The sequence below is a fragment of the Pseudomonas sp. OE 28.3 genome (genome assembly GCF_014268205.2).
In the GTDB taxonomy this organism is placed as follows: domain Bacteria; phylum Pseudomonadota; class Gammaproteobacteria; order Pseudomonadales; family Pseudomonadaceae; genus Aquipseudomonas; species Aquipseudomonas edaphica.
The window spans coordinates 2,651,918-2,671,994 of record NZ_CP077082.1; the positions used below are offsets into that span (position 1 = coordinate 2,651,918).

General features: G+C 60.5%; 14 protein-coding genes. 7 read left to right on the top strand and 7 right to left on the bottom strand.

Annotated elements, in window-relative coordinates; all coding sequences use genetic code 11:
• Window positions 1–9 precede the first annotated feature (9 nt).
• Window positions 10–915, top strand: coding sequence for a LysR family transcriptional regulator (locus HU759_RS12160; protein ID WP_186617435.1), 906 nt, complete (start codon window positions 10–12; stop codon window positions 913–915).
• A gap of 242 nt (window positions 916–1,157) precedes the next feature.
• Window positions 1,158–1,952 (top strand): class II aldolase/adducin family protein, encoded by a 795-nt coding sequence (locus tag HU759_RS12165; protein WP_186617436.1) that lies wholly within the window; start codon window positions 1,158–1,160, stop codon window positions 1,950–1,952.
• Between the two features lie 147 nt (window positions 1,953–2,099).
• On the opposite strand, the gene HU759_RS12170 is transcribed toward HU759_RS12165, so the two are convergent.
• The 4 genes from HU759_RS12170 to HU759_RS12185 form a co-directional block, all read right to left on the bottom strand.
• Entirely contained in the window at window positions 2,100–3,182 is a 1,083-nt protein-coding gene (locus HU759_RS12170; protein ID WP_017137767.1) for an LLM class flavin-dependent oxidoreductase, read from the bottom strand.
• Window positions 3,183–3,477: 295 nt separating this feature from the next.
• Complete coding sequence (locus HU759_RS12175) at window positions 3,478–4,785, bottom strand: ATP-binding protein (protein WP_017137768.1); 1,308 nt, start codon at window positions 4,783–4,785, stop codon at window positions 3,478–3,480.
• Window positions 4,782–5,522 (bottom strand): response regulator, encoded by a 741-nt coding sequence (locus HU759_RS12180; RefSeq protein ID WP_017137769.1) that lies wholly within the window; start codon window positions 5,520–5,522, stop codon window positions 4,782–4,784. The genes HU759_RS12175 and HU759_RS12180 overlap by 4 nt, the downstream gene beginning before the upstream one ends.
• Before the next feature lie 116 nt (window positions 5,523–5,638).
• On the bottom strand, window positions 5,639–7,048 hold the full coding sequence (locus HU759_RS12185; RefSeq protein ID WP_186617437.1) for a PLP-dependent aminotransferase family protein: 1,410 nt from the start codon (window positions 7,046–7,048) through the stop codon (window positions 5,639–5,641).
• A 158-nt stretch (window positions 7,049–7,206) separates the two neighbouring features.
• Between HU759_RS12185 and HU759_RS12190 the strand changes: the two genes are divergently transcribed.
• From HU759_RS12190 to HU759_RS12210, 5 genes are all read left to right on the top strand, one after another.
• Window positions 7,207–7,371 carry a rubredoxin gene (locus tag HU759_RS12190; protein ID WP_016968943.1) on the top strand — a complete coding sequence of 55 codons (165 nt, stop codon included), beginning with the start codon at window positions 7,207–7,209 and terminating at the stop codon, window positions 7,369–7,371.
• Window positions 7,372–7,398: 27 nt separating this feature from the next.
• On the top strand, window positions 7,399–8,268 hold the full coding sequence (locus tag HU759_RS12195; RefSeq protein WP_138452301.1) for a sugar phosphate isomerase/epimerase family protein: 870 nt from the start codon (window positions 7,399–7,401) through the stop codon (window positions 8,266–8,268).
• 66 nt (window positions 8,269–8,334) lie between these two features.
• Window positions 8,335–8,967, top strand: a complete 633-nt coding sequence (locus HU759_RS12200) for a LysE family translocator (protein ID WP_017137772.1) — start codon at window positions 8,335–8,337, stop codon at window positions 8,965–8,967.
• 80 nt (window positions 8,968–9,047) lie between these two features.
• A complete protein-coding gene (locus HU759_RS12205; protein WP_099547776.1) occupies window positions 9,048–10,106 on the top strand; it encodes a diguanylate cyclase in 1,059 nt (352 codons plus the stop codon).
• Between the two features lie 47 nt (window positions 10,107–10,153).
• Window positions 10,154–11,383 carry a M20/M25/M40 family metallo-hydrolase gene (locus tag HU759_RS12210; RefSeq protein ID WP_170038553.1) on the top strand — a complete coding sequence of 410 codons (1,230 nt, stop codon included), beginning with the start codon at window positions 10,154–10,156 and terminating at the stop codon, window positions 11,381–11,383.
• A gap of 243 nt (window positions 11,384–11,626) precedes the next feature.
• On the opposite strand, the gene HU759_RS12215 is transcribed toward HU759_RS12210, so the two are convergent.
• From HU759_RS12215 to HU759_RS12225, 3 genes are all read right to left on the bottom strand, one after another.
• Window positions 11,627–12,025 carry a hypothetical protein gene (locus HU759_RS12215; protein ID WP_346274596.1) on the bottom strand — a complete coding sequence of 133 codons (399 nt, stop codon included), beginning with the start codon at window positions 12,023–12,025 and terminating at the stop codon, window positions 11,627–11,629.
• 25 nt (window positions 12,026–12,050) lie between these two features.
• Window positions 12,051–16,847 (bottom strand): RHS repeat-associated core domain-containing protein, encoded by a 4,797-nt coding sequence (locus HU759_RS12220; protein ID WP_217858162.1) that lies wholly within the window; start codon window positions 16,845–16,847, stop codon window positions 12,051–12,053.
• Window positions 16,848–16,993: 146 nt separating this feature from the next.
• Window positions 16,994–20,077: an efflux RND transporter permease subunit gene (locus HU759_RS12225; RefSeq protein ID WP_186618332.1), complete on the bottom strand. Its 3,084-nt coding sequence runs from the start codon at window positions 20,075–20,077 to the stop codon at window positions 16,994–16,996.

A 20,077-nucleotide genomic window follows, 5' to 3' on the forward strand; every position in this document is an offset into this window, starting at 1 on the left:
GCGGCCCAAATGAAAATTGACGATATCGATGCCTTTGTCGAAGTGATTCGTTGCCAGTCCATCAGCCACGCCGCCGAGTCGCTGCAGTTGACTCAACCGGCCATCACCCGCCGCGTGCAGAACTTCGAGCAGGCGCTGGGCGTGGAGCTGTTCGACCGCAACACCAAGCCGCTCAAACCTACGCTGATCGGCACGCGGGTGTATGAACAATGCCGGTTGATCCTGCGCGAGATGGATGCCCTGCGTGAGTTGGTGGCCACCGATGCGCCGCCCACCGGCGTGTTGCGCCTGGGCGTGCCGCAGACCATTGGCGATGTGGCGCTGCTGGATGCGCTCAAGCATTTGCGCAGTGAATACCCCGACTTGCGCGCCCAGGTCGCCACGGGTTGGGGCAGCCAACTGGTCGGCAAGATCGAGCGCGGCGAGCTGGATGCGGCGGTGGCGTTGTTCCCGGCGGGCAAGATCTTCCCGGACAACATTGTCGGCGAGTCCATCGGCAAGATGGAGTTGGTGGTGGTGTGTGCCAAGGCACAGTTGCCGAAAAAACCCTGCAAGTTGGCTGATGTGTACCAGGGCGGCTGGATTCTCAACCCGGATGGCTGTGGTTTTCGTGCCGGGTTGCAGCGCACCTTGTCCGACCAGGGTTTGGCGCTGCGAGTGAACCTGGAAACCTTTGGCACTGAGTTGCAACTGGGCTTGGTGGCGGACGGCCTGGGCCTGGGGCTGGTACCGCGCCCGCTGCTGGAGCGCAGTGCGCACCTTGAGCAACTGGCGGTGGTGCCGCTCAAGGACTTCAAGCCGGTGATGGATTTGTGGCTGATCTACCCGCACTTCCTGGGCAACCTGCAAGGGCCGGTGGATGCGTTTGGGACGCTGGTGGCGGCCTCTTTACACAAGATCCGCAATGCTGCGTGAGTGCAGACTGATCGTTCCCACGCTCTGCGTGGGAATGCCTCCTGTGACGCTCTGCGTCACGCTTTGGGACGCGGAGCGTCCAGGGCTGAATTCCCACGCGCAGCGTGGGAACTATCTATGTGGTAGCTGGTTTTTTTATAAAAAAAAATAATAATTAGCTTAGATTAAAATGTGATTTTTATTATTTTTGGCCATCCCCTAGGCTGACTGGAAGTCCTTAAGGCCATCCAGGAAGTTTTGCCATGAGCAGTGTCACCTCGATTTCCAGCGTTTCCAGCAATGTCCGCCAGCGCGTCACGCCAGAAGAGTGGGAGGTGCGCGTCAAACTGGCGGCGGCCTATCGGCTGGCGGCGCTGTATAAGTGGACCGATCACATCTACACGCACTTCTCCGCCCGTGTGCCGGGGCCGGATGAGCATTTCCTGATCAACGCCTACGGGCTGTTGTTCGATGAAATCAACGCCTCCAACCTGGTCAAGGTCGACCTCGACGGCACGATTGTCGACGACCCGACCGGCCTGGGTATCAACTACGCAGGTTACGTGATCCACAGCGCCATCCACGGCGCGCGCCATGACCTGCAAGCGGTGCTGCACACCCATACGCGTGACGGCATTGCGGTGTCGGCACAGAAGGATGGCCTGCTGCCGATCTCCCAGCACGCCATCGCGTTCTCCGGGCGCGTGGCGTACCACGGTTATGAAGGCGTGGCGTTGGACCTGGATGAGCGCGAGCGCTTGGTGGCTGACCTGGGCGATAAGAGTGTGATGATTTTGCGTAACCATGGGCTGTTGACTGCCGGTATCAGCGTGGAACACGCCTTCCAGCAACTGCAAGGGCTGGAGCGCGCGTGCAATATCCAGATCGCGGCGCAGGCGGGCGGCAATGCCGAGCTTATCTTCCCGCCAGCAGAGGTGGTGGCCAAGGTGGAGGAGCAGGCCAAGGTGTTCAGCAATGGCGCAGGGCCGGGTGTGGTGCGGCATTGGAATGCGTTGGTTCGGCAGTTGGAGCGTACGGATACCGACTACAAAAACTGAACCCATGCTTGACGCCAAACTCCTGTGGGAGCTGGCTTGCCTGCGATGGCGGTGTAACAGTCAAGATTGATGTTGACTGAGACACCGCCATCGCAGGCAAGCCAGCTCCCACAGTTGATCAGCTCTCACATGGGTTTTGTGGTGTGATTAGGCGACCTGTTTGGCTTGTTCGCGCTCGGCGACCAGCTGGCGGGTCAGTGGGATCAGCTGCTTGCCGTAGTCGATTGCGTCGTTGAGCGGGTCGAACCCGCGTATCAGGAAGGTGGTGATGCCCAGGTCGTAGTAGTCCAGCAATGCCTGCGCGACTTGTTCGGCGGTGCCGACCAATGAAGTGGAGTTGCCCTGCGCGCCCAGCAACTCGGCGATCCCGGTCCATAGGCGCTTATCCAGGCGCGAACCTTGCGCTGCCGCTGCCAGCAAGCGGCGCGAGCCTTCGTTGGGTGGTTCGCGGCGCACAAAGCCCTGCTTGTCAGCCAGTGCGGTCGCCTGTTGCAGGATTGTCTCGGCACGTGCCCAGGCCAGCTCCTCGGTTTGCGCGAGGATCGGGCGCAACGACAAGCTGAAGCGAATCGTGCGCCCGTGCTTGGCCGCTTCTGCGCGCACCTGGGTCACCACTTCGCGCACCTGCTCGTAGGTTTCACCCCACAGCGCATACACGTCGGCATGTTTGCCGGCCACCGCAATCGCGGCCGCGGAAGAGCCGCCGAAGTACAGCGGGATATGCGGTTGCTGCGGCGACTTCACCGTCGAGTGCGCGCCTTCGACCTGGTAGTAGGTGCCTTTAAAATCGAAAGGCTGCTCGTGGGTCCATTCCTGGCGCACCACGCTGAGGTATTCGTCGGTGCGTGCGTAACGTTCGTCCTTGCCGATATGGCTGCCATCGGCACGCAGTTCACGGTCATCGCCGCCGGTGATGATATGCACGGCCGTGCGCCCGCCGTTGAACACGTCCAGGGTCGCGAACTGGCGAGCGGCCAGGGTCGGCTGGGCAAAACCTGGGCGATGGGCGATCAGGAACTGCAGCTTTTGGGTCACGCTGGCGGCATGCGCGGCGATCAGCGTGCTGTCCGGGCTGTTGGAATGAAACGCCACCAACGCGCGGTCGAAGCCGGCCGCTTCGTGGGCGCGGGCCACGGTTTCGACGTAGTCCGGCTGCAGGGTAGGGCCGCTGCGCGGGTGAATCTCGGAAGCGTGATGGCCGCCGATGTAACCGATAAATTCGATGCTCATGGTCTGTCCTTGTCGATTGCGCGATTAACACCTCCTCCGGGCGTGGGGTCGGTCACTCGGGTCAAAAGTAAGGGCCGTGGCGGGGTCTGTAAAATGCCTGTTGGTTCTAACCTAATTATAAAAAGCAGAATTATCATGCGTAAATTTTATTAAAGCTGTGCATTCAATGTGGCAAGCCTGCTCGCCCTGCGTTGGGTGGCGAAGCCGCCCCAATTCAGACGGCGCGGTGAATCAACTGGAAGGGGCCGCTGCGCAGCCCAACGCAGGGCAAGCCTGCTCGCCACAGAACAGTGCGCTAAAGACTCAAACGAATCTCGGCGCACAAACCGCCTTCAACCCGATTGCTCAAGGTCAGCGTGCCGCCGATCGCCACCGCCAGTTGCTGGGCAATCGCCAACCCCAGCCCGGTGCCGCCGGTGCCGCGATTGCGTGAGCTTTCTACCCGGTAGAACGGCTGCAGCACCTGCGCCAATTCGTCTTCGGCAATTCCGGGGCCTTGGTCCAACACCTTGATCGACAACTGCCCATTGGCTGTCGAGCCGACTTCCAGCTCGGCGTTGCCGGCGAATTTAAGGGCGTTGTCCACCAGGTTCACCAACACGCGGCGCAGCGCGTGGGGGCGGGTGTCGAGGATCAGCGCGCTTTTGCCGCGCAGGCTGACCTGCTTTTGCATGTCCTGATAGTCAAACACCAGGCTGTCGAGAAAGGCGTCCAGGTCAATGCGGTGGCTGGCCTCGGTGGCGCCGTGAACGCTGCGCGCATACGCCACGCCCTCACGCACCAGGTGTTCCATTTCGCTGAGGTCGCTCCACAGTTTTTCGCGGTCGGCGCTGTCGTCCATAAACTCGGCGCGCAGTTTCATACGGGTGATCGGCGTTTGCAGGTCATGGGAAATCGCCGCGAGGATCTGCATGCGTTCCTTGAGGTATTCGGCAATGCGCTGTTGCATGGCATTGAACGCCGCGGCGGCATGCGCGACTTCACTCGGGCCGGTTTCGTCCAGGGGTGTGGGGTGAGCGTTCGGGTCGAGAGTTTCGACCGCACGGGCCAGGCGTGTCAGCGGGCGCACGGCCAGGCGCACCGCGACCCAGGTGCAGCCGAGCAGCAGCGCCAGTTGCAGCACCAGCACCACCGGCAACCAATAGGCTACGGGCAGGGCGGCGGGGCGTACGTCGAGGGTGATCGGGTTGCCATCGGCCAGGGTCAGGTGCACCTGGAAGTGTTTCTGGATGCCCGGAATATCGCGAAAGGTCAGAGCGTAATGCTCGCCCAGTGCGTCCGCAATCGAGGTGGCGGCCATTGGCACATCGTTGCTAGTCATCGGTTCACCGGCCTCGCCGGCGTTGAGCAAGTACCGGTAATTCTGCCGGTCGAGACGCGCCAGCCAACTGGCGCGTTCGTTGGCGGGCAGGCGGTCGAGGATGGCCACCGAGGTGGACACGTCGTTTTCCAGGTTGCCGAGCATCACCGTGCGCGCACTGATATAGCGCTCGTAGAACTGCGCACTGAATGACAACCCATGGGCACACACCAGGCTGATCAGAAAAATCAGCGACAGTTGGGACGCCAGTGTGCGCGGCCAGCCAAACCGCCATGGCCTCATTGCTCGGCCCCGAGGATTTGCACCGGCAGTGAAAACACATAACCCTCGCTGCGCACGGTCTTGATATAGGCCGGTTCGCGGGCGTCATCCAGCAAGCGTTGGCGCAAGCGGCTCACCAGCAGGTCGATGGAGCGATCGAACAAGTCGGCGTCACGCCCCTGGGTCAGGTTCAGCAATTGGTCGCGGTTGAGTACGCGCTGCGGGTGGTCGAGAAACACCCGCAACAGACGGTATTCGGCGCCGCTGAGGGCCACCAGGGTGTCGTCCTCGTCGAGCAGGTGGCGGGCGGTGGTATCCAGGCGCCAGCGACCAAAGCGAATCAGCCGCCCGGTTTCACTCACTATCAGGTTCGGTGGCAGCATGCGTGTGCGGCGCAATACCGCGTTGATGCGCGCGAGTAATTCACGCGCGGCGAAAGGCTTGACCAGGTAATCATCGGCGCCCATTTCCAGGCCGATGATGCGGTCGGTTTCATCGTTGCGCGCCGTGAGCATCAGCACTGGCGTGGCTTTGTGCTTGCCCACCCGCAGTTCGCGGCACAGCTGCAAGCCGTCGTCGCCGGGCATCATGATATCCAGCACGATCAAGTCCACGGGGGTGGTGTCGAGGAAGCTGCGCATCTGGCGGCCGTCGGCGACTACGGTGGTGCGCATGCCGTTTTTCTTCAGGTAATTGCCCACCAATTCGCGGATTTCCCGGTCGTCATCGACGATCAGGATGTGATCGACATGATCCATGCTGCCTTCCTCGTTAAATGCTCTTGGCCGCAGTCTAGCCATCGCCGCAGCCTTTGCCTTGTGCGCTTTGTATTGCAGTGTATCTGGCGCTGACCAGATACACGGCGAAGCAAAAATCAGTGGCGCACGGCCTTGAGCAACAGCGCCTCGAACACCCGCTGGGCGCGCGGCTCATCAGTGTGGGCGACATTGAAGCGCATCGAATTGAGGTGCGCCGGGTCGTAGCCGAACAGCGCGCCCGGCGCCAGCACCAGGCTGCGTTTCAACGCCTCCTGGGCCAGCAGTTCACCGTTTACGCCCTTGGGCAGGCGCGCCCAGATAAACATCCCGCCTTCATACGCCATCGGCAGCTCGCAGCCACAGCGCTTGAGCCATTGTTCGACGCGCCCGCCGGACTCCATCAAACGCTGGACCATACGCTTGCGGTGCTTGGCGTAGCTGCCTTCGCTGAGCATGCGGTAGACGATCTGCTCGAACAGCTCCGAGGTCACGCCGCCGCTCATCAGCTTCATGTTGGTGAGGTTGGCGGCCAATTGCGGCGCGGCCACCACGTAGCTGACGCGGGTGTTGGCGCTGAGGATCTTGGAGAACCCGCAAAGGTAGGTGACCTGATCCAGCCCGGCGAGGGCGGCCAGGCGCGGCGGCGGGTTGGGGTGCAGGTCGCCGTAGAGGTCGTCCTCGACGATATGGCAATGGTACTGCTGGGTCAGTTGCAGCAGGCGAAACGCCTGGCCGGGGCTGAAGGAATGGCCGGTGGGGTTATGCAGCACGCTGGTGGTCAGGTACAGGCTGGGGCGGTGCTCGGCCAGTAGTTGTTCGAGCGCGGCAAAATCAAAACCGTCGGGGCGCCGCTCGATGGTCACCACTTTGACCCCGTGCAGGGCCAGGTTGGCGTGGAAGTTGAAGTAGCACGGCGCGTCCAGCAGCACCGTGTCGCCGGGGCGTGCGAGCAGGCGCATGAGCATGTCCAGGCCCTGCACGGTGTTGGGCGTGGTGATGATCTGTTCCACCGGTACCGACAAGCCTTCGCCGTGCAGCTTCTGTTGCAGGGCCTGGCGCAAGGGCAGCAGCCCGGCCGGCGTGCCCAGGCCGGCGATGCGCAGTGACGGCGCACGCACCACGCTGCGCATCGTTTGGCGGATGGCCTCGCCGTTCAACCAGTCCTCCGGCAAGTGCCCGCCACCGGGGCGCAGCTCGCCGCTGGCGGTGACCAGAGGGCGGCGCAGCACGCTGAGCAGGTCTTGGGGCAGCAGGTCGACCCAGGTCGCGGCGGCCGGGCGTGCGGTTTCCATCGCCACAAAATAGCCGCGGCCCTGGCTTGAGGTCAGCAGGTGGCGCCCGCGCAGGCGGTCCAGTGCTTCGTTGAGGGTGAACTTGCTGACGCCCAGGGTCTGGGTCAGCTCACGCACCGACGGCAACTTGCTGCCGGGTGCCCATTCACCGGCCTCGATGGCCTGGCTGAAGGCGTCGACGATCTGCTGCACCTTGGGCGTGCCTTCCACAAAAGCGATGGCGGATACAAACATAAACCTTCCTTGTCTTTGCCGGTGCTTTTACCGGTGAAGTTAGGCCGGATTAGGCACCACTTTACCTGCCTTGTGCAATGACGCTGCCCTAGACTGCGCGCCATCTCGCCGGAAACTGGCGAAGTTTCTTACACGCGAGCAATGGATTTCGCATTCTCATGAAGACTTATATGTGCGCCCCCTGCGGTTTTATGTACGTAGAAGAATTGGGTATTCCGGAGGACGGAATCCCGGCCGGTACCCCTTGGGAAGAGGTGCCGGAAGACTGGACATGCCCTGACTGCGGCGTGACCAAGGCCGACTTTATGGCCATTGAACTCTAATCCTCCATCAACGAAAGGAATCGCTCCATGGAAAGCAAACTGATCAACCCCACCGTGCCGTTCTGTACCGGCGTGGCGCACCAGAAATACCTCAGCGCCGAAAAAGGCCTGCAAACCGCTATCGAGGGTGATTGCACCCATTGGTACATCGACGGCAGCCTGTTCGGCGAGATGGTCGACGACTGGACCGATGCACGCATTGAGAGCCTGCAGGCGCAAATCGCCGCCACCGGCGTCAAGCCGATCTTCCACGGCAACTTCAAGGCGCCGCTGGGCAGTGACGTCGAGGCGTTCCGCGCAGCGGCGGTGGACTACGTAAAAAAAGAGATTGATATCGCCAGCCGCCTCGGCGCGCCGTTGATCATCCACGGCGGCTGCATCGTTGAGCCAAAAATGGTGCTGATGGCCAAGAAAGTTGCGCTGGAACACTACCTCAAGTCGGTACAGGAACTGGCGAGCTACGCCGAGGCCAAGGGCACGGATATCTACCTGGAGAACCTGTCCAACTACGTCAACTACCGGCCGTTCCACTACATCTTTACCCATGAGGCCGAATACGCGTTTGTGTTCGAGCGCTTGAAGGCCCATGGCAACGTGTACTTCTTCCTGGATGCGGGCCACGCCAACATCGAGAACGGCCTGCCGGCCGACGTGGTGCGCAAGTATCACCACTTGATCAAGGGCATTTCTTTCAGCAACAACAATGGCGTGCAGGATCAGCACTTCGGCATTCATGACGGCAACTGTGATTACGCCGACGTGGTGCAGGCCATCGTTGAAACCAACTGGAAGGGCCTGGTGGCGTTCGAAACCCGCAACCAGACCGCGAAGGCCGCCCTGGCCGACCTGGCGCTGATGTACCGTGAATCCCTGACCACTGAAATTGCCGTTGCCTGACAGGCGCAGGGGCGTGCGTTTCAAGCGCGCCCCGTTGTTGTTTTTACCATTCCAAGGTTCTGGCCCATGACAAGTGCGTTAACGCTGTCTTCGTTTCTCTACTTCCTGCTGTTTTGCGCCACCATGACCTTCAGCCCCGGCCCCATGACCCTGTTGCTGCTAAGCCTGGGCTTGAAGGACGGCTTGCGCAGTTCGATCCCGGCGCAGATCGGCGCCAGTGTGTCCTACCTGATTTCCATCCTGATCTTTGCCGTGGGCTTTTCGGAACTGATCAAGGGCAACCTCGCCATTACCCAGACCATCCAGTTCGTCGGTGTGGCCTATATTCTGTACCTGGCCTACAAGCAGTGGACCAGCAGCGGCGTGTCGATCAACCAGGGCGGCGCCGTGGAAGGCTCGCGCAGCCTGTTCGGCAAGGGGTTGCTCACCGGGTTTTCCAACCCCAAGACCATCATCATGTTCAGCGCCGTGTTCCCGCAGTTTGCAGGCGCAGGCGAGCACAGCTCGGCGGCGGATATCGCCATCCTCGGGTTGACGTTTCTGACCCTGCAGTTTGCCAGCGGCTGCCTGTACTGCTATTTCGGCCAGCGCATCAAGCACGTGCTGGAAAACCCCAAGCGCCGGGTGCTGTTGCAGCGGATCACGGCGGTGCTGCTATTGGGTGTTGCGTTGATGCTGGCGCGCGGGTTTTCGCACTGAAGTATTAGCTGGTAAGCAGTAGTGGCGCTTTGACGTTGCCCTGTTAGACTCCAGGCACTCATCCAGGATTACACCCCACCATGTCAGCCGCCGGAGGAAATGGACTTCCGCTCGCTTCGCGCCTGTTCAAATCGCGGCTCTTGGGGCTGACGCTCGGTTTTGTCTGCGTGGTATTTGGCATGTACCCCTTGCACCCGTCGCTGTGGGTGTGGGCCTGGATGCTGATCAACGCCTTTGTGTGGCCGCACGTGGCCTACCAGTTGTCGCGCCGGGCGAGCAACTCACTGCGCAGTGAACGGCGTAATTTACTCTTCGATTCGTTTTGCGGCGGCTTCTGGGTCGGTGCCATGCACTTCAACCCGTTGCCCAGCGTGACCACGCTGTCGATGATGACCATGAACAACGTCGCCATCGGCGGGCCGCGCTTTATGCTCGCCGGCTGGGTGGCGCAGGGGCTGGGCATCGGCGCCGCCCTGCTGGTGTTCGCGCCGGCGTTTGTCGCGGTGACCAGCGAGGCGCAGCTGTATGCGTGCCTGCCGATCCTGATGCTGTATCCCCTGGCGCTGGGCTGGATCTGCTACCGCCAGGCCGTGACCCTGGCCCGCCACAAGCGCGAGTTGCTGGCCTTGAGCCGCACCGACAGCCTGTCTGGCTTGCTCAATCACGGCGCCTGGAAGGACCATCTGGAAATCGAGTTTCAACGTTGCCGCCGTGAACAGGTGGGCGCGGCCATTGCGCTGATCGACATCGACCATTTCAAGACCATCAACGACACCTACGGGCATGTCACCGGCGACATCGTGCTGCGCCAACTCAGCAAGGTGTTGCGCCAGAACCTGCGGGCGTCCGACCTGGCCGGGCGCTATGGCGGCGACGAGTTCTGTGTGATTTTGCCAGGCATGCCGCTCAATCGCGCCACCGAAGTGATGGACGCTTTGCGTGATCGCTTCAGCGCGCTGGCCTATGCGCAAGACCCGACCCTGCGCGCCAGCTTGAGCATTGGCCTGGCGCCGTACCAGCCGGCGCACGCCGACTCCACCAGTTGGCTCAACGACGCCGACCAGGCGCTGTATGAAGCCAAGAGCAGCGGGCGCAACCGCGTCAGTTCGGTGCAAGGCAGTTGGTTACGCTCGGTTTAGTGGGGTAGGGTAGCGCAGCACACCCCCACAACAACAAGGATCGGTCCATGCTCTTCACCTTCTCCCGTACCCTGCTGGCCGCCACCCTGGCCCTGACCTTCGCCGTGCCGGCCTACAGCGCCGAACCCCACAAGCAAATCCAGGCGGATGCCGAACAGTACAAGGCCGAGGCCCTGAAACTGCTCGAACGCCTGGTGAACATCGATTCGGGTTCTGGCTACGAGCCGGGCCTGACCCAAGTGCGCGACATTGCCGTGGATGAGCTCAAGCAGCTCGGTTTCAGCATTGAGCTGGTGCCCGACAAAGCGGCTAACAACAGCCATGTGATCGCCACCCTCAAGGGCACCGGTAAAGCCAAAATCCTGCTGATGGCGCATATGGACACCGTGTTCAAGGAAGGCTCGGCCGCCGAGCGACCCTTTCATATCAAGGATGGTCGCGCCTACGGCCCCGGCGTGATGGATGACAAGGGCGGCATCGTCGCCGGCATCTACGCGCTCAAAGTCCTGAAAAGCCAGGGCTTCAAGGACTACGCGCAAATCACCTTCCTGCTCGATGCCAGCGAAGAAACCGGCTCAGAAGCCGCCTCCGAACTGATCCGCAAAACCGCCAAGGCCCACGACGTAACCTTGAACCTGGAACCCGGTCGCCCAGCCGACGGCCTGGTGGTATGGCGCAAAGGCAGCGCCACTGCAGTGGTCGAAGTCAAAGGCAAAGCCGCCCACGCCGGCGTCGCCCCCGAACTGGGCCGCAACGCCGCCATGGAAGCCGCGCACCAGATTCTGCAACTGGGCAAACTCGGCGACGAAGAGAAGAAAACCACCATCAACTTCACCGTGATCAAGGCCGGCGACCGCACCAACGTCATCCCCGACCAAGCCACCGCCAAAGCCGACGTGCGCGCGGCACTGCCGGAAGAGTTTGATCGGATCGAAAAAGACCTGGCGCGGGTGTCAGCCAACAAATTGATCCCGGACACCGAAGTGAAAACCAGCCTGCTGCGCGGCCTGCCGCCGATGCCACAGACGCCGGAGTCGGACAAATTGGTCGCAATTGCCCAGGGAATCTACGGCGAACTGGGCCGCAAGCTGACCATTGAAGGCAGCGGCGGGGCAGCGGATGCGAGCTTGTCGGCTGGGGTTGGGACGCCGACGTTGGATGGGTTTGGGATTGTCGGTGGGAATATTCATACGCCGGAAGAATATGCCGAGGTGGAGAGCGTGGCGCCACGGGTTTATTTGTTGAGTCGGATGATTATGGAGCTGTCGAAGCGGTGATAAGGCGGCTCACCTGGTTACTCTGGGTGAACTGGCTTTGTGGCTGGCAAGCTAGGCTATTTTGTGGTGAACGAGGTTTTTGTGGCGAGCGAGCTTGCTCGCGCTGGGCTGCGCAGCAGCCCCAAAACCGTTACCCCGATACACCAGGAAAAATGCGCCGCCCTCATTGGGACCGCTTCGCGGTCCAGCGCGAGCAAGCTCGCTCGCCACAGGGGGAGTGGGCCAGTGAGAAAGGTGGTGTGCCTACCATGTTGATGGGTCTTCCTGGCTGGCTTTTTGGAGGTCGTCTTTCCATACCTCGTTGGCTAGTCGGTGAATGTCTGCGAAGAAACCGCGGGGGTTTACTATTTCCGTTTCGTCCCAGGCCATCGTTATGTATTCGTCATAATCACTCTCAAATTCTTTGGCGAAGTTAAAATCAGGCGAATCTAGAGCTTCCTTGAGTGTCGATATCAGTACGAAGCGATGTCTGTAAGAAAGATACATGAGGTCTTTTAAAATGAACTCGATAATGATTGTTTCTCTATCTTTTTCATCATTTGGATCATATTTCCATAGTGCTTCGCCGACGGTGTCTTCAAGGTCGTAAATCGATAGCGCTCCTAATATATGAGAAATGCTGGGAATGTAGGGTATGTCCATGAAAGGAGACTTCAACATTGGCTGCTCACTTAGGAAATGCGGTGAATGGTCGAGTTGGGTTGTTTTTATCAAATCTGATTTCAGCTCTATCCATGTTTTCTATATATTTTGGGTTTTTTGGGTTTTTGCTGTTAGGTTTGTAACCTCGACCTGCTCCAGGCAATTCAACTATAACCACAGGATTGCCCTGTTTGTCGAAACCTGTCGGTGATGGCGAATCGCCCTGCATTTTACCTAGGGCCTTGTTTATAGCGTGGAGTTGCATTTTCCAGGTTTTAAATTGAGAGCTTGAATTTATCGGCCCTTTCTTGCCTGTGGTTGGGTTTGTACCGTCTATGGAGCGTTGTTTTAAAGCGTGGTCTGGTATTTCGGGGCCGTGCTTTTCAGTGGCATGCATGTTGTATTTTTTTTCCCAGCTCAACACTCTATGCTTGGCATTCGACTCTGTTAGTTCACCTATTCTTGCCTGTCGTTCAGCTCTCGCCAAGTGAGGCAGAGCAGGTACTCCGTCATCAACGTTTGGCTTGGGCGGTTCTACAGTCGCAGTGGGTTTGCATGCACCGCTGCCAGGACAATTACTCAGCCCCAGCGGATCCACCCACCCCGTAGGATTCGGCACATACCGGTACGCATTAATCCCACCCGCCAACTTCACCGGGTCCGGCGTCAGGTAGCGACCAATATCTGGATTGTAGTAGCGATGGCGGTTGTAGTGCAGCCCGCTTTCCGCATCGAAATATTGGCCCTGGAAGCGCAGCGGATTGTCGATTTTTCTGACGTCTAGGCGGGCGATTTCACCGTAGGCGCGGTAGTGCGCGGACCAGACGATTTCGCCTTCGGGGTTTGTCAGTTCCTGTGGCGTGCCGAGGTGGTCGAGTTGGTAGTGAAAGGGCTTTGTTTCTTGTGGGCCAAAGCCTTCCAGCAGTACCAACGGGCGAAAACTATCTGGCTCGTAGATATAGCTGCGATGGCAGTCCGCGTGGTGTTCAGCTACCAGCTTGTCGCCTTGCCAGAAAAACTCCGTGGTTTTTCCGTCCACCGTTTTGCTGATCCGCCGTCCAAACGGGTCATAGCGATAGCTGGCGGTTTGCCCGTTGGGCTGTGTGATCCCTATCAACCGATGCTGGCAGTCGTAACGGTACTCGGTGACGAGCTGATGACCCTTGCCACGTCGCTGTCGGATCAGATTGCCGAAGGCGTCGTAGTCGTAGTGATGATCGCCCTGAATCATCAACCGGTTCCCCGCCACGATGTCCGGGCCGGGGCGGTCTTGCATGAGCAGGTTGCCAGCCGGGTCGTGGCCGAAGCGTTCCTGCACGTCTTGCGAGTGGTCGGCGCGGGTCAGGCGGGCGAGGGGGTCGTAGTGGTAGTGGTGTTCGCCTTTGCGGGTGTCGAGCAGGCGGGCGAGGTTGCCGCTTTTGTCGTAGTCGTATTGGCGTTGGTAAAGGGTGTGTTGCTGTTGGCTGACGGCGTGGGTGTGCAGGCGGTTTTGGTCGTCGTAGTGGTAGTGGCTGAGGAGCTGGCCCTGCTGGCGTTGGTGTTCGCGGCCGGTCTTGAACAGATGGGAGGTGAGGGTTTTGCCGTTCAGTTCGACGGTGGAAAGGTGGCCGCCTTTGTCGTGGTTGAAGGTGAGGCGGTTATTGTCTGGCAGGCGCAGTTTGTGCAGTTGGCCGCAGGCGTCATAGCCGTAGCGCAAGGTGCCCCAGCCTTGGTGTTCGGCGGTGAGGCGGTTTTGTGGATCGTACTCGTAGGCCAGCGCCCAGTGGCCGTCGTCGACGCTTAGGAGGTTGCCTTGGCGGTCGTAGGCATAGTCGACAACATTGCCGTCCGGCAGGGTTTTTCTTACGAGGCGCCCGGCGTGGTCTCGCTTGTAACGGGTAACGAGCTGACTGCCGTCGTCGCCGTGTTCGGTTTTTTCCGCCAGGTTGCCGTTGAGGTCATACACGTAAGCCGTGCGCTGGCCGTCAAAGCCGATTTCCTGCTGGATCAGGCCATTGGGGTGGTAATCGAGTTGGTAGGTTTCGCCTGCCTCGTTTTCGATCGAGGTCAGCAGCAGGCGCGCATTGTCGTAGCGATACTTGACGTGGGTGCCATCGGCGTTGATTCGGCGGCTGATCAGGTGCAGGCCGTCGGCGTATTCGTAGCGGGTGACGTGGGTAAGTTCGTCGTGTTCGGCGGTGATTTTTCCGTAGGCGTTGTAGCTGTATTCGCGTGTTGCACCGCCTGGCAATACGACACGAATCAACCGACCCACACTGTCCCACTGAAACTGGGTCAGCGCTCCCTGTTCATCCTCGCGGGCAACCTGCCGACCAAGGTCGTCATAGCGATAACGCTTGATACCCCCATTGGGCAGCAGCTCCTCAAGCAACTGCCCACGCTCATTCCAAACCAGCCGATGGCAACTGTTATCGGGAAACCAAACCCCCGTCAGCTGCCCATATTTGTTGTAGCTGTAGTCCGTAATATTGCCGTCAGGATCGGTCTTGCGAATGACGTCGCCCTGATCGTTACGCTCATACTTCCAAACGGCCTCACCACGGCGTACAACCCGCACGAAACCGTTGTCATGCTCGTAGGACGTCGGCTCATCGTCCCCCGGAAACAGCGCCACCAAGCGTCCGGCGTCGTCGTACTGATACGCCGTCACCGCCCCAAGCGGGTCCTGCTCGACCGTCAGCCGGCCCTTGTCGTCATAAGACTTGAAGTGCTCAGCACCGTCCGGATCAATGCGCTGCACCAGTCGCGCACGGTCATCGTGGACATACACTTCCCGGCTACCATCAGCGTTATGCACCGTGACACGGCCGTCGTCACCCCAGGCATACCGCGTATCCATCTGCGAAAAGCTGGCCCAATGCCGAACACACCGCGCCGCCTTGCCAGCCCGTTCCCATTCCCAAAAGAAACTCGCCCCACCGGCCAGCCCGCGCTCAAGAATGATGTGCTGCTCGTCGTAGCGATAAACCTCGCTTTCACCCACCGCATTGGTCGCAGAGACCAGTCGGCCAAGTTCGTCATAGGCGTAGGAAACAACTTTCTGCTCAGTGACCCATTCAAACGGCTCATGCCCTTTGGCCCGATGAACCTGATAGTCCACCGCCACAATGCGGCCCAGCTCATAACGCAGAAACAGCGAGCGACCTACACCATTGTCCAGCCGCTCAACCCGCCCCAAACGATCGCGGAAAACCCGCAACCGGTTGTCATATGCATCGCTGATGGCGGTCAGCACACCCTCTTGAAAGTGGTAGAACCGCGACGCCTGGGCCAGCACCAGTTCATCGGGCAATTCCCCCAAATAGATCGCCGCTTCAGCCAAGCTATTGGTAATCGCCGGTCGAGCAGCGGAGGGCAGCACAAACTCAGTACGGCGATTCTCATGATCCGTCCACACCACCGAATCACCGGAAACAGAAAGCCGCTGCGCCAGCGAATGACTCCAGCCAAACCCCAACCCGCAATCGACTTCCACCGCACTGGTGCGATACACCCGCGTCCACTCAAACGGCAAAATCCCGTCCAACGTGCCATCGGTGAGGGTCAGCAATTCCTCGCCGGTGACCATCGAAACGGGGCAACCGTGGGTGACGGTTTTGTCCGCAGGGGCCGCCGCATCGCCGTTCAGGTTCTTGCCCGAAGCCGGCACATCATCCACAGGTTCCTGGCGCACCAACGCGGTCTGCTGCGTCTTGCCGCGCACCGCCGGCACCGGGTTGGCAACCAACTGATCCCCAGCCTTCAGCGGCGCAACCGGCACGGTCTTGATCGGCGTCGCGGCACTGCCCAGCAAGATCGGCTTGGCCGCCTCGACATGCTCACCCAAGCGAGATTTACCGAATTGCCCGGCCAGTTGCTCCAACCACTCACGCGCACGCCGAGACTTGATGCCGCCCAGCACCTGGGCGCTCATGCGTATCGCAATCCCCATACCGCCCGTGGCCAGGGCCAGCACCAGGTTGATCAGCACGTCGGCGCTGATCTCGCCCAGCAACTCGTTCATGTACGCAGGCGGCAACAACCGCATCCAACTGACCATGGCCGACAGGTAGATGAACAACAGCGGCTCATCGCTGAGCACCAACAGACCTTTCGCAAGCGCCTCGGCGCTCACATTCAGCAGCTGTTCAAACTCGGCCTGGGACAGATAGCTCAGCAGCTTTTCAGCGTTGCCCAGCGGGTGTGCAAGCCACTCAAACAGCTGCTTGAGGCTGTCCCAGAGTGAGTACAGCGCCTGGCCAAACCCCTTGGCATACGCCTGGTCCAGCAACAGATAACGCTTGAGGAAATTGGCCTCGGAGTAGTCCTGCCACAGTGGCGCAAATGTGCCGCTCCACTCGCTGCGCAGCCAACCTTCCAGCGGCGCGATCACCGACTGATACGAGGCATACAGCGCTTTGAAGTGTTCGCTGGAAACGTTGGGGTAAAAATTGACCCGGTACTGCTGGTTGCGATCACACTCGGTGATTTCGAGAATGCCGCCAGGGCCGATGGTCTTGTGGATCGGCTCGCCCAACGGGCCACCGTTGGGGTCGACGCGTTGCAGCACCACCGGCGTATTGCCGATGGGCACAAAGCGCGCGCTTTGGAACATGTGCACCAGGGTCAACGTGCCGTTGGCCTGGCAGGTGGCGACGGTGGTGCTGGGAATGATCGAACGGTCGATCGGCGCCACCAGCGCCACTTCGTCACCGACCTTGAACACCTGTTCGACGTCCAGCGCTGAAAAGCTGAAAAAGCTTTCTGCCCAGGCATCGTAGGTATTGAGGCAGCGCCGGAAATCGCCAAGCACGGACTCGACGTCGCGCGTCTTCGAATCCATGGCCGCCAGCACCAACAGGCCAATAGTCTGGCCGGTGGCGGCGATCAAAAGACAACCTTGTAAGTCGGAAAAACCATCTGCAATCCCTCGCACTGTGTGATCAGGCGAAGGACTTTGCAGAGATTTTCAGGACAACTCTGTAGAGCTTATCCGGTGGTTACGTGGGAAGTTTCAACGGCCTTCGTGCGCTCCCGCCCAATCACCAGGCTGCACAGCGCCGGCAGGAACAGCAGCGTCAACACGGTGCCTACCAGCACCCCGCCAATCAGCACGTAGGCCAGGGACGACCAGAACACCGACAGCGTCAACGGAATAAACGCCAGCGCCGCCGCCAATGCGGTCAGGATCACCGGCCGCGCCCGGCGCACGGTGGCTTCGATAATCGCCTCGCGCACCGCCATGCCATGGTCCTGGTTCTGGCGGATCTGGTCGGTAAAGATCAGCGTGTTGCGCATCAGAATGCCGCCGATGCCGATCAGGCCCAGAATCGCGTTGAACCCGAACGGCTGGTTGAACAGCAGCAAGGTCGGCACCGCGCCAATCAAGCCCAGCGGCGCCGTGGCAAAGACCATGAACATCACGCCGAATGAGCGCACCTGGAACATGATCACCGTGAGGGTCAGCAAAATCATGATCGGGAACAGTGCCGCCAGCGCCACGTTGGCCTTGGCGCTTTCTTCCACAGGGCCGCCGATCTCGATCTGGTAACCGGCGGGCAGCTTGGCGATCAAGGGTTGCAGGTCTTTGTACACGGCCATTTCCACGTCGGGCGGTTGCACGCCGTCGATGATGTCGGCGCGCACTTCCACGGTGCTTGCACGGTTGCGACGTTTGAGGATCGGCTCTTCCATCACCGCCTGGAAGTGCCCGACCTGGGCCAGCGGCACCGAGGTGCCGGCGCTGTTGGTGAGGGTCATGTTGTTGAGGTTGCCGAGGTTTTCGCGCTGGTTGCCCTGGGCGCGCGCGACCACCGAGACGGTGCGGTTGCCTTCGCGCACTTCGGTGATCGGGTTGCCGCTGAGCAGGGCGTTGAGCTGGGATTTGACCTCGTTGGGCGTGAAGCCCAGCAGGCGCAGGCGGTCCTGGTCCAGCACCAGCCGATAACCGCTGGTGCGCTCGCCCCAGTCGAGGAAAGCGTCCTTGGTCAGCGTGTTGGCCGCCACGACACGGCGCACGTCTTCGGACACCCCGCGCAGCACATCCAGGTTCGGCCCGGACACACGAAACACCACCGGGAACGGCACCGGCGGGCCAAACAGCAATTGCGTGACGCGCACCCGCGCTGCCGGGAATTCGCCGGCGGCAATGCGCTCGCGCATGCGCAGTTTCAGCGCATCGCGGGCATGGGAATCCGGGGTTTGCACAATCAGTTTGGCAAACGCCGGGTCGGGCAGCTCGGGGTTCAGCGACAGGAAAAAACGTGGTGCGCCGCCGCCCACATAGGTGTCGACCAGGCTGGTCTGCGGCTCTTGCAGCAAGGCTTTTTCCAGCTGCGCCGCCACCGCTTCGGTGCTTTTGAAGGCGCTGCCGGGCGGCATGTACACCTCAAGGATCAGCTCGGAACGGTCGGAGTTGGGGAAAAACTGCTTCTTCACCACGCCCATGCCCAGCACGCACAGTACAAAGGCACCGACCACCAGGCCAGTGACCAGCCAGCGCTGGCGCACGCAGGCTTCGACCAGGCTGCGCAGTTTCTGGTAATAACGGCCGGCGTAAATCGCGTCATGCCCGCCTGGTACCGGTTTGATCTGCGGCAGCAACTTCACGCCCAGGTACGGCGTGAACACCACGGCCACCAGCCAGGATGAGATCAGCGCAAAGCCGACGATCCAGAAGATATTGCCGGCATATTCGCCGGCGCCGGAGCGCGCAAAACCCACCGGCAGAAAGCCGATGATGGTTACCAAGGTGCCGGTGAGCATCGGCGCCGCAGTGGAGCTCCAGGCAAACGTGGCAGCGTGAATCCGGTCAAACCCTTCTTCGAGTTTTACCACCATCATTTCGATGGCGATGATCGCATCGTCCACCAGCAAACCCAGGGAAATAATCAGCGCGCCCAAGGTAATGCGGTCAAATTCACGTCCGGTGATCAGCATGATCACAAACACCACCGACAAGGTCAGCGGCACCGCAGCAGCCACCACCAGCCCGACGCGAAAGCCCAGGGCCAACAGGCTGATCACCATCACCACGGCCAGGGCGACGAAGAACTTGAGCATGAATTCATTCACCGCCAGGCTGATGTTTTTCGCTTGGTCGGAGACCTTGGCGAAGTTCACCCCCAGCGGCAGGTCTGCCTGGATTCTGGCTTCCTGGGCCTTGAGGCTTTTGTCCAGTTCCAGGCCGTTCCAGTGTTTCTCCATGATCACGCCAAGCATCAGCGCCGGGTCGCCCTGATGGCGGATGCGGTAGCTGGGCGGGTCTTCATAACCACGGCTCACGGTCGCCACATCGGCAATGCGCAGCACACGGCCGTTGACTTCCAGCGGTACGTTTTCGATCAGCGCCAGGCTGTCGAAGGCGCCGTCGATGCGGATATAGGCACGCGCGCCGGCGGTTTCGACAAAGCCCGACGGCGCCACGGCGTTCTGTGCGGCGAGGGCGGCGAAGATCTGGTCCGGCTTGATGCCCAGCGTGGCCAGGCGCTCATAGGAGAACTCGACAAATATCCGCTGCGCCTGCTCGCCGAGGATATTGACCTTCTTCACGCCCGGCAGGTTGAGCAAGCCCTGGCGCAAGTCTTCGGCCATCTGCACTTGCTGGCGATGGGGCAGGTGTTCGGCTTCCAGCGCATACAGGGCGAAATACACATCGGAATATTCGTCATTGAAGAACGGTCCGATCACGCCTTTGGGCAGTTTCGCCGCTTCGTCGCTGAGTTTTTTGCGGGTCTGGTAGAACAGGTCCTGGATCTCGCTGGGGCGCGTGGACTCCTTGTAGGTCATGCGCATCGACACAAAACCGGGCTGGGCGATGGTCTCGACGCGGTCGTAGTAGTCCAGTTCCTGCAGGCGTTTTTCCAGGCGGTCGGCGACCTGTTCCTGCATCTCCTGGGCGGTGGCGCCGGGCCAGGCGGCGGTGATGGTCATGACCTTGACGGTAAACGACGGGTCTTCGGCGCGCCCCAGCTTGCCGAACGAGAAGATCCCGGCGGCGAGGATCGCAATGATCAGAAACAGCGTGACGGCGCGGTGCTTTACCGCCAGTTCGGAGAGGTTGATGCCGCGCAT

Coding starts and splice junctions, on each gene's coding strand:
- HU759_RS12205 (WP_099547776.1), top strand. CDS start 9,048: ATGTCAGCCGCCGGAGGAAATGGACTTCCGCTCGCTTCGCGCCTGTTC.
- HU759_RS12210 (WP_170038553.1), top strand. CDS start 10,154: ATGCTCTTCACCTTCTCCCGTACCCTGCTGGCCGCCACCCTGGCCCTG.
- HU759_RS12165 (WP_186617436.1), top strand. CDS start 1,158: ATGAGCAGTGTCACCTCGATTTCCAGCGTTTCCAGCAATGTCCGCCAG.
- HU759_RS12215 (WP_346274596.1), bottom strand. CDS start 12,025: ATGGACATACCCTACATTCCCAGCATTTCTCATATATTAGGAGCGCTA.
- HU759_RS12160 (WP_186617435.1), top strand. CDS start 10: ATGAAAATTGACGATATCGATGCCTTTGTCGAAGTGATTCGTTGCCAG.
- HU759_RS12200 (WP_017137772.1), top strand. CDS start 8,335: ATGACAAGTGCGTTAACGCTGTCTTCGTTTCTCTACTTCCTGCTGTTT.
- HU759_RS12225 (WP_186618332.1), bottom strand. CDS start 20,077: ATGCGCGGCATCAACCTCTCCGAACTGGCGGTAAAGCACCGCGCCGTC.
- HU759_RS12175 (WP_017137768.1), bottom strand. CDS start 4,785: ATGAGGCCATGGCGGTTTGGCTGGCCGCGCACACTGGCGTCCCAACTG.
- HU759_RS12170 (WP_017137767.1), bottom strand. CDS start 3,182: ATGAGCATCGAATTTATCGGTTACATCGGCGGCCATCACGCTTCCGAG.
- HU759_RS12195 (WP_138452301.1), top strand. CDS start 7,399: ATGGAAAGCAAACTGATCAACCCCACCGTGCCGTTCTGTACCGGCGTG.
- HU759_RS12180 (WP_017137769.1), bottom strand. CDS start 5,522: ATGGATCATGTCGATCACATCCTGATCGTCGATGACGACCGGGAAATC.
- HU759_RS12220 (WP_217858162.1), bottom strand. CDS start 16,847: ATGGATTCGAAGACGCGCGACGTCGAGTCCGTGCTTGGCGATTTCCGG.
- HU759_RS12185 (WP_186617437.1), bottom strand. CDS start 7,048: ATGTTTGTATCCGCCATCGCTTTTGTGGAAGGCACGCCCAAGGTGCAG.
- HU759_RS12190 (WP_016968943.1), top strand. CDS start 7,207: ATGAAGACTTATATGTGCGCCCCCTGCGGTTTTATGTACGTAGAAGAA.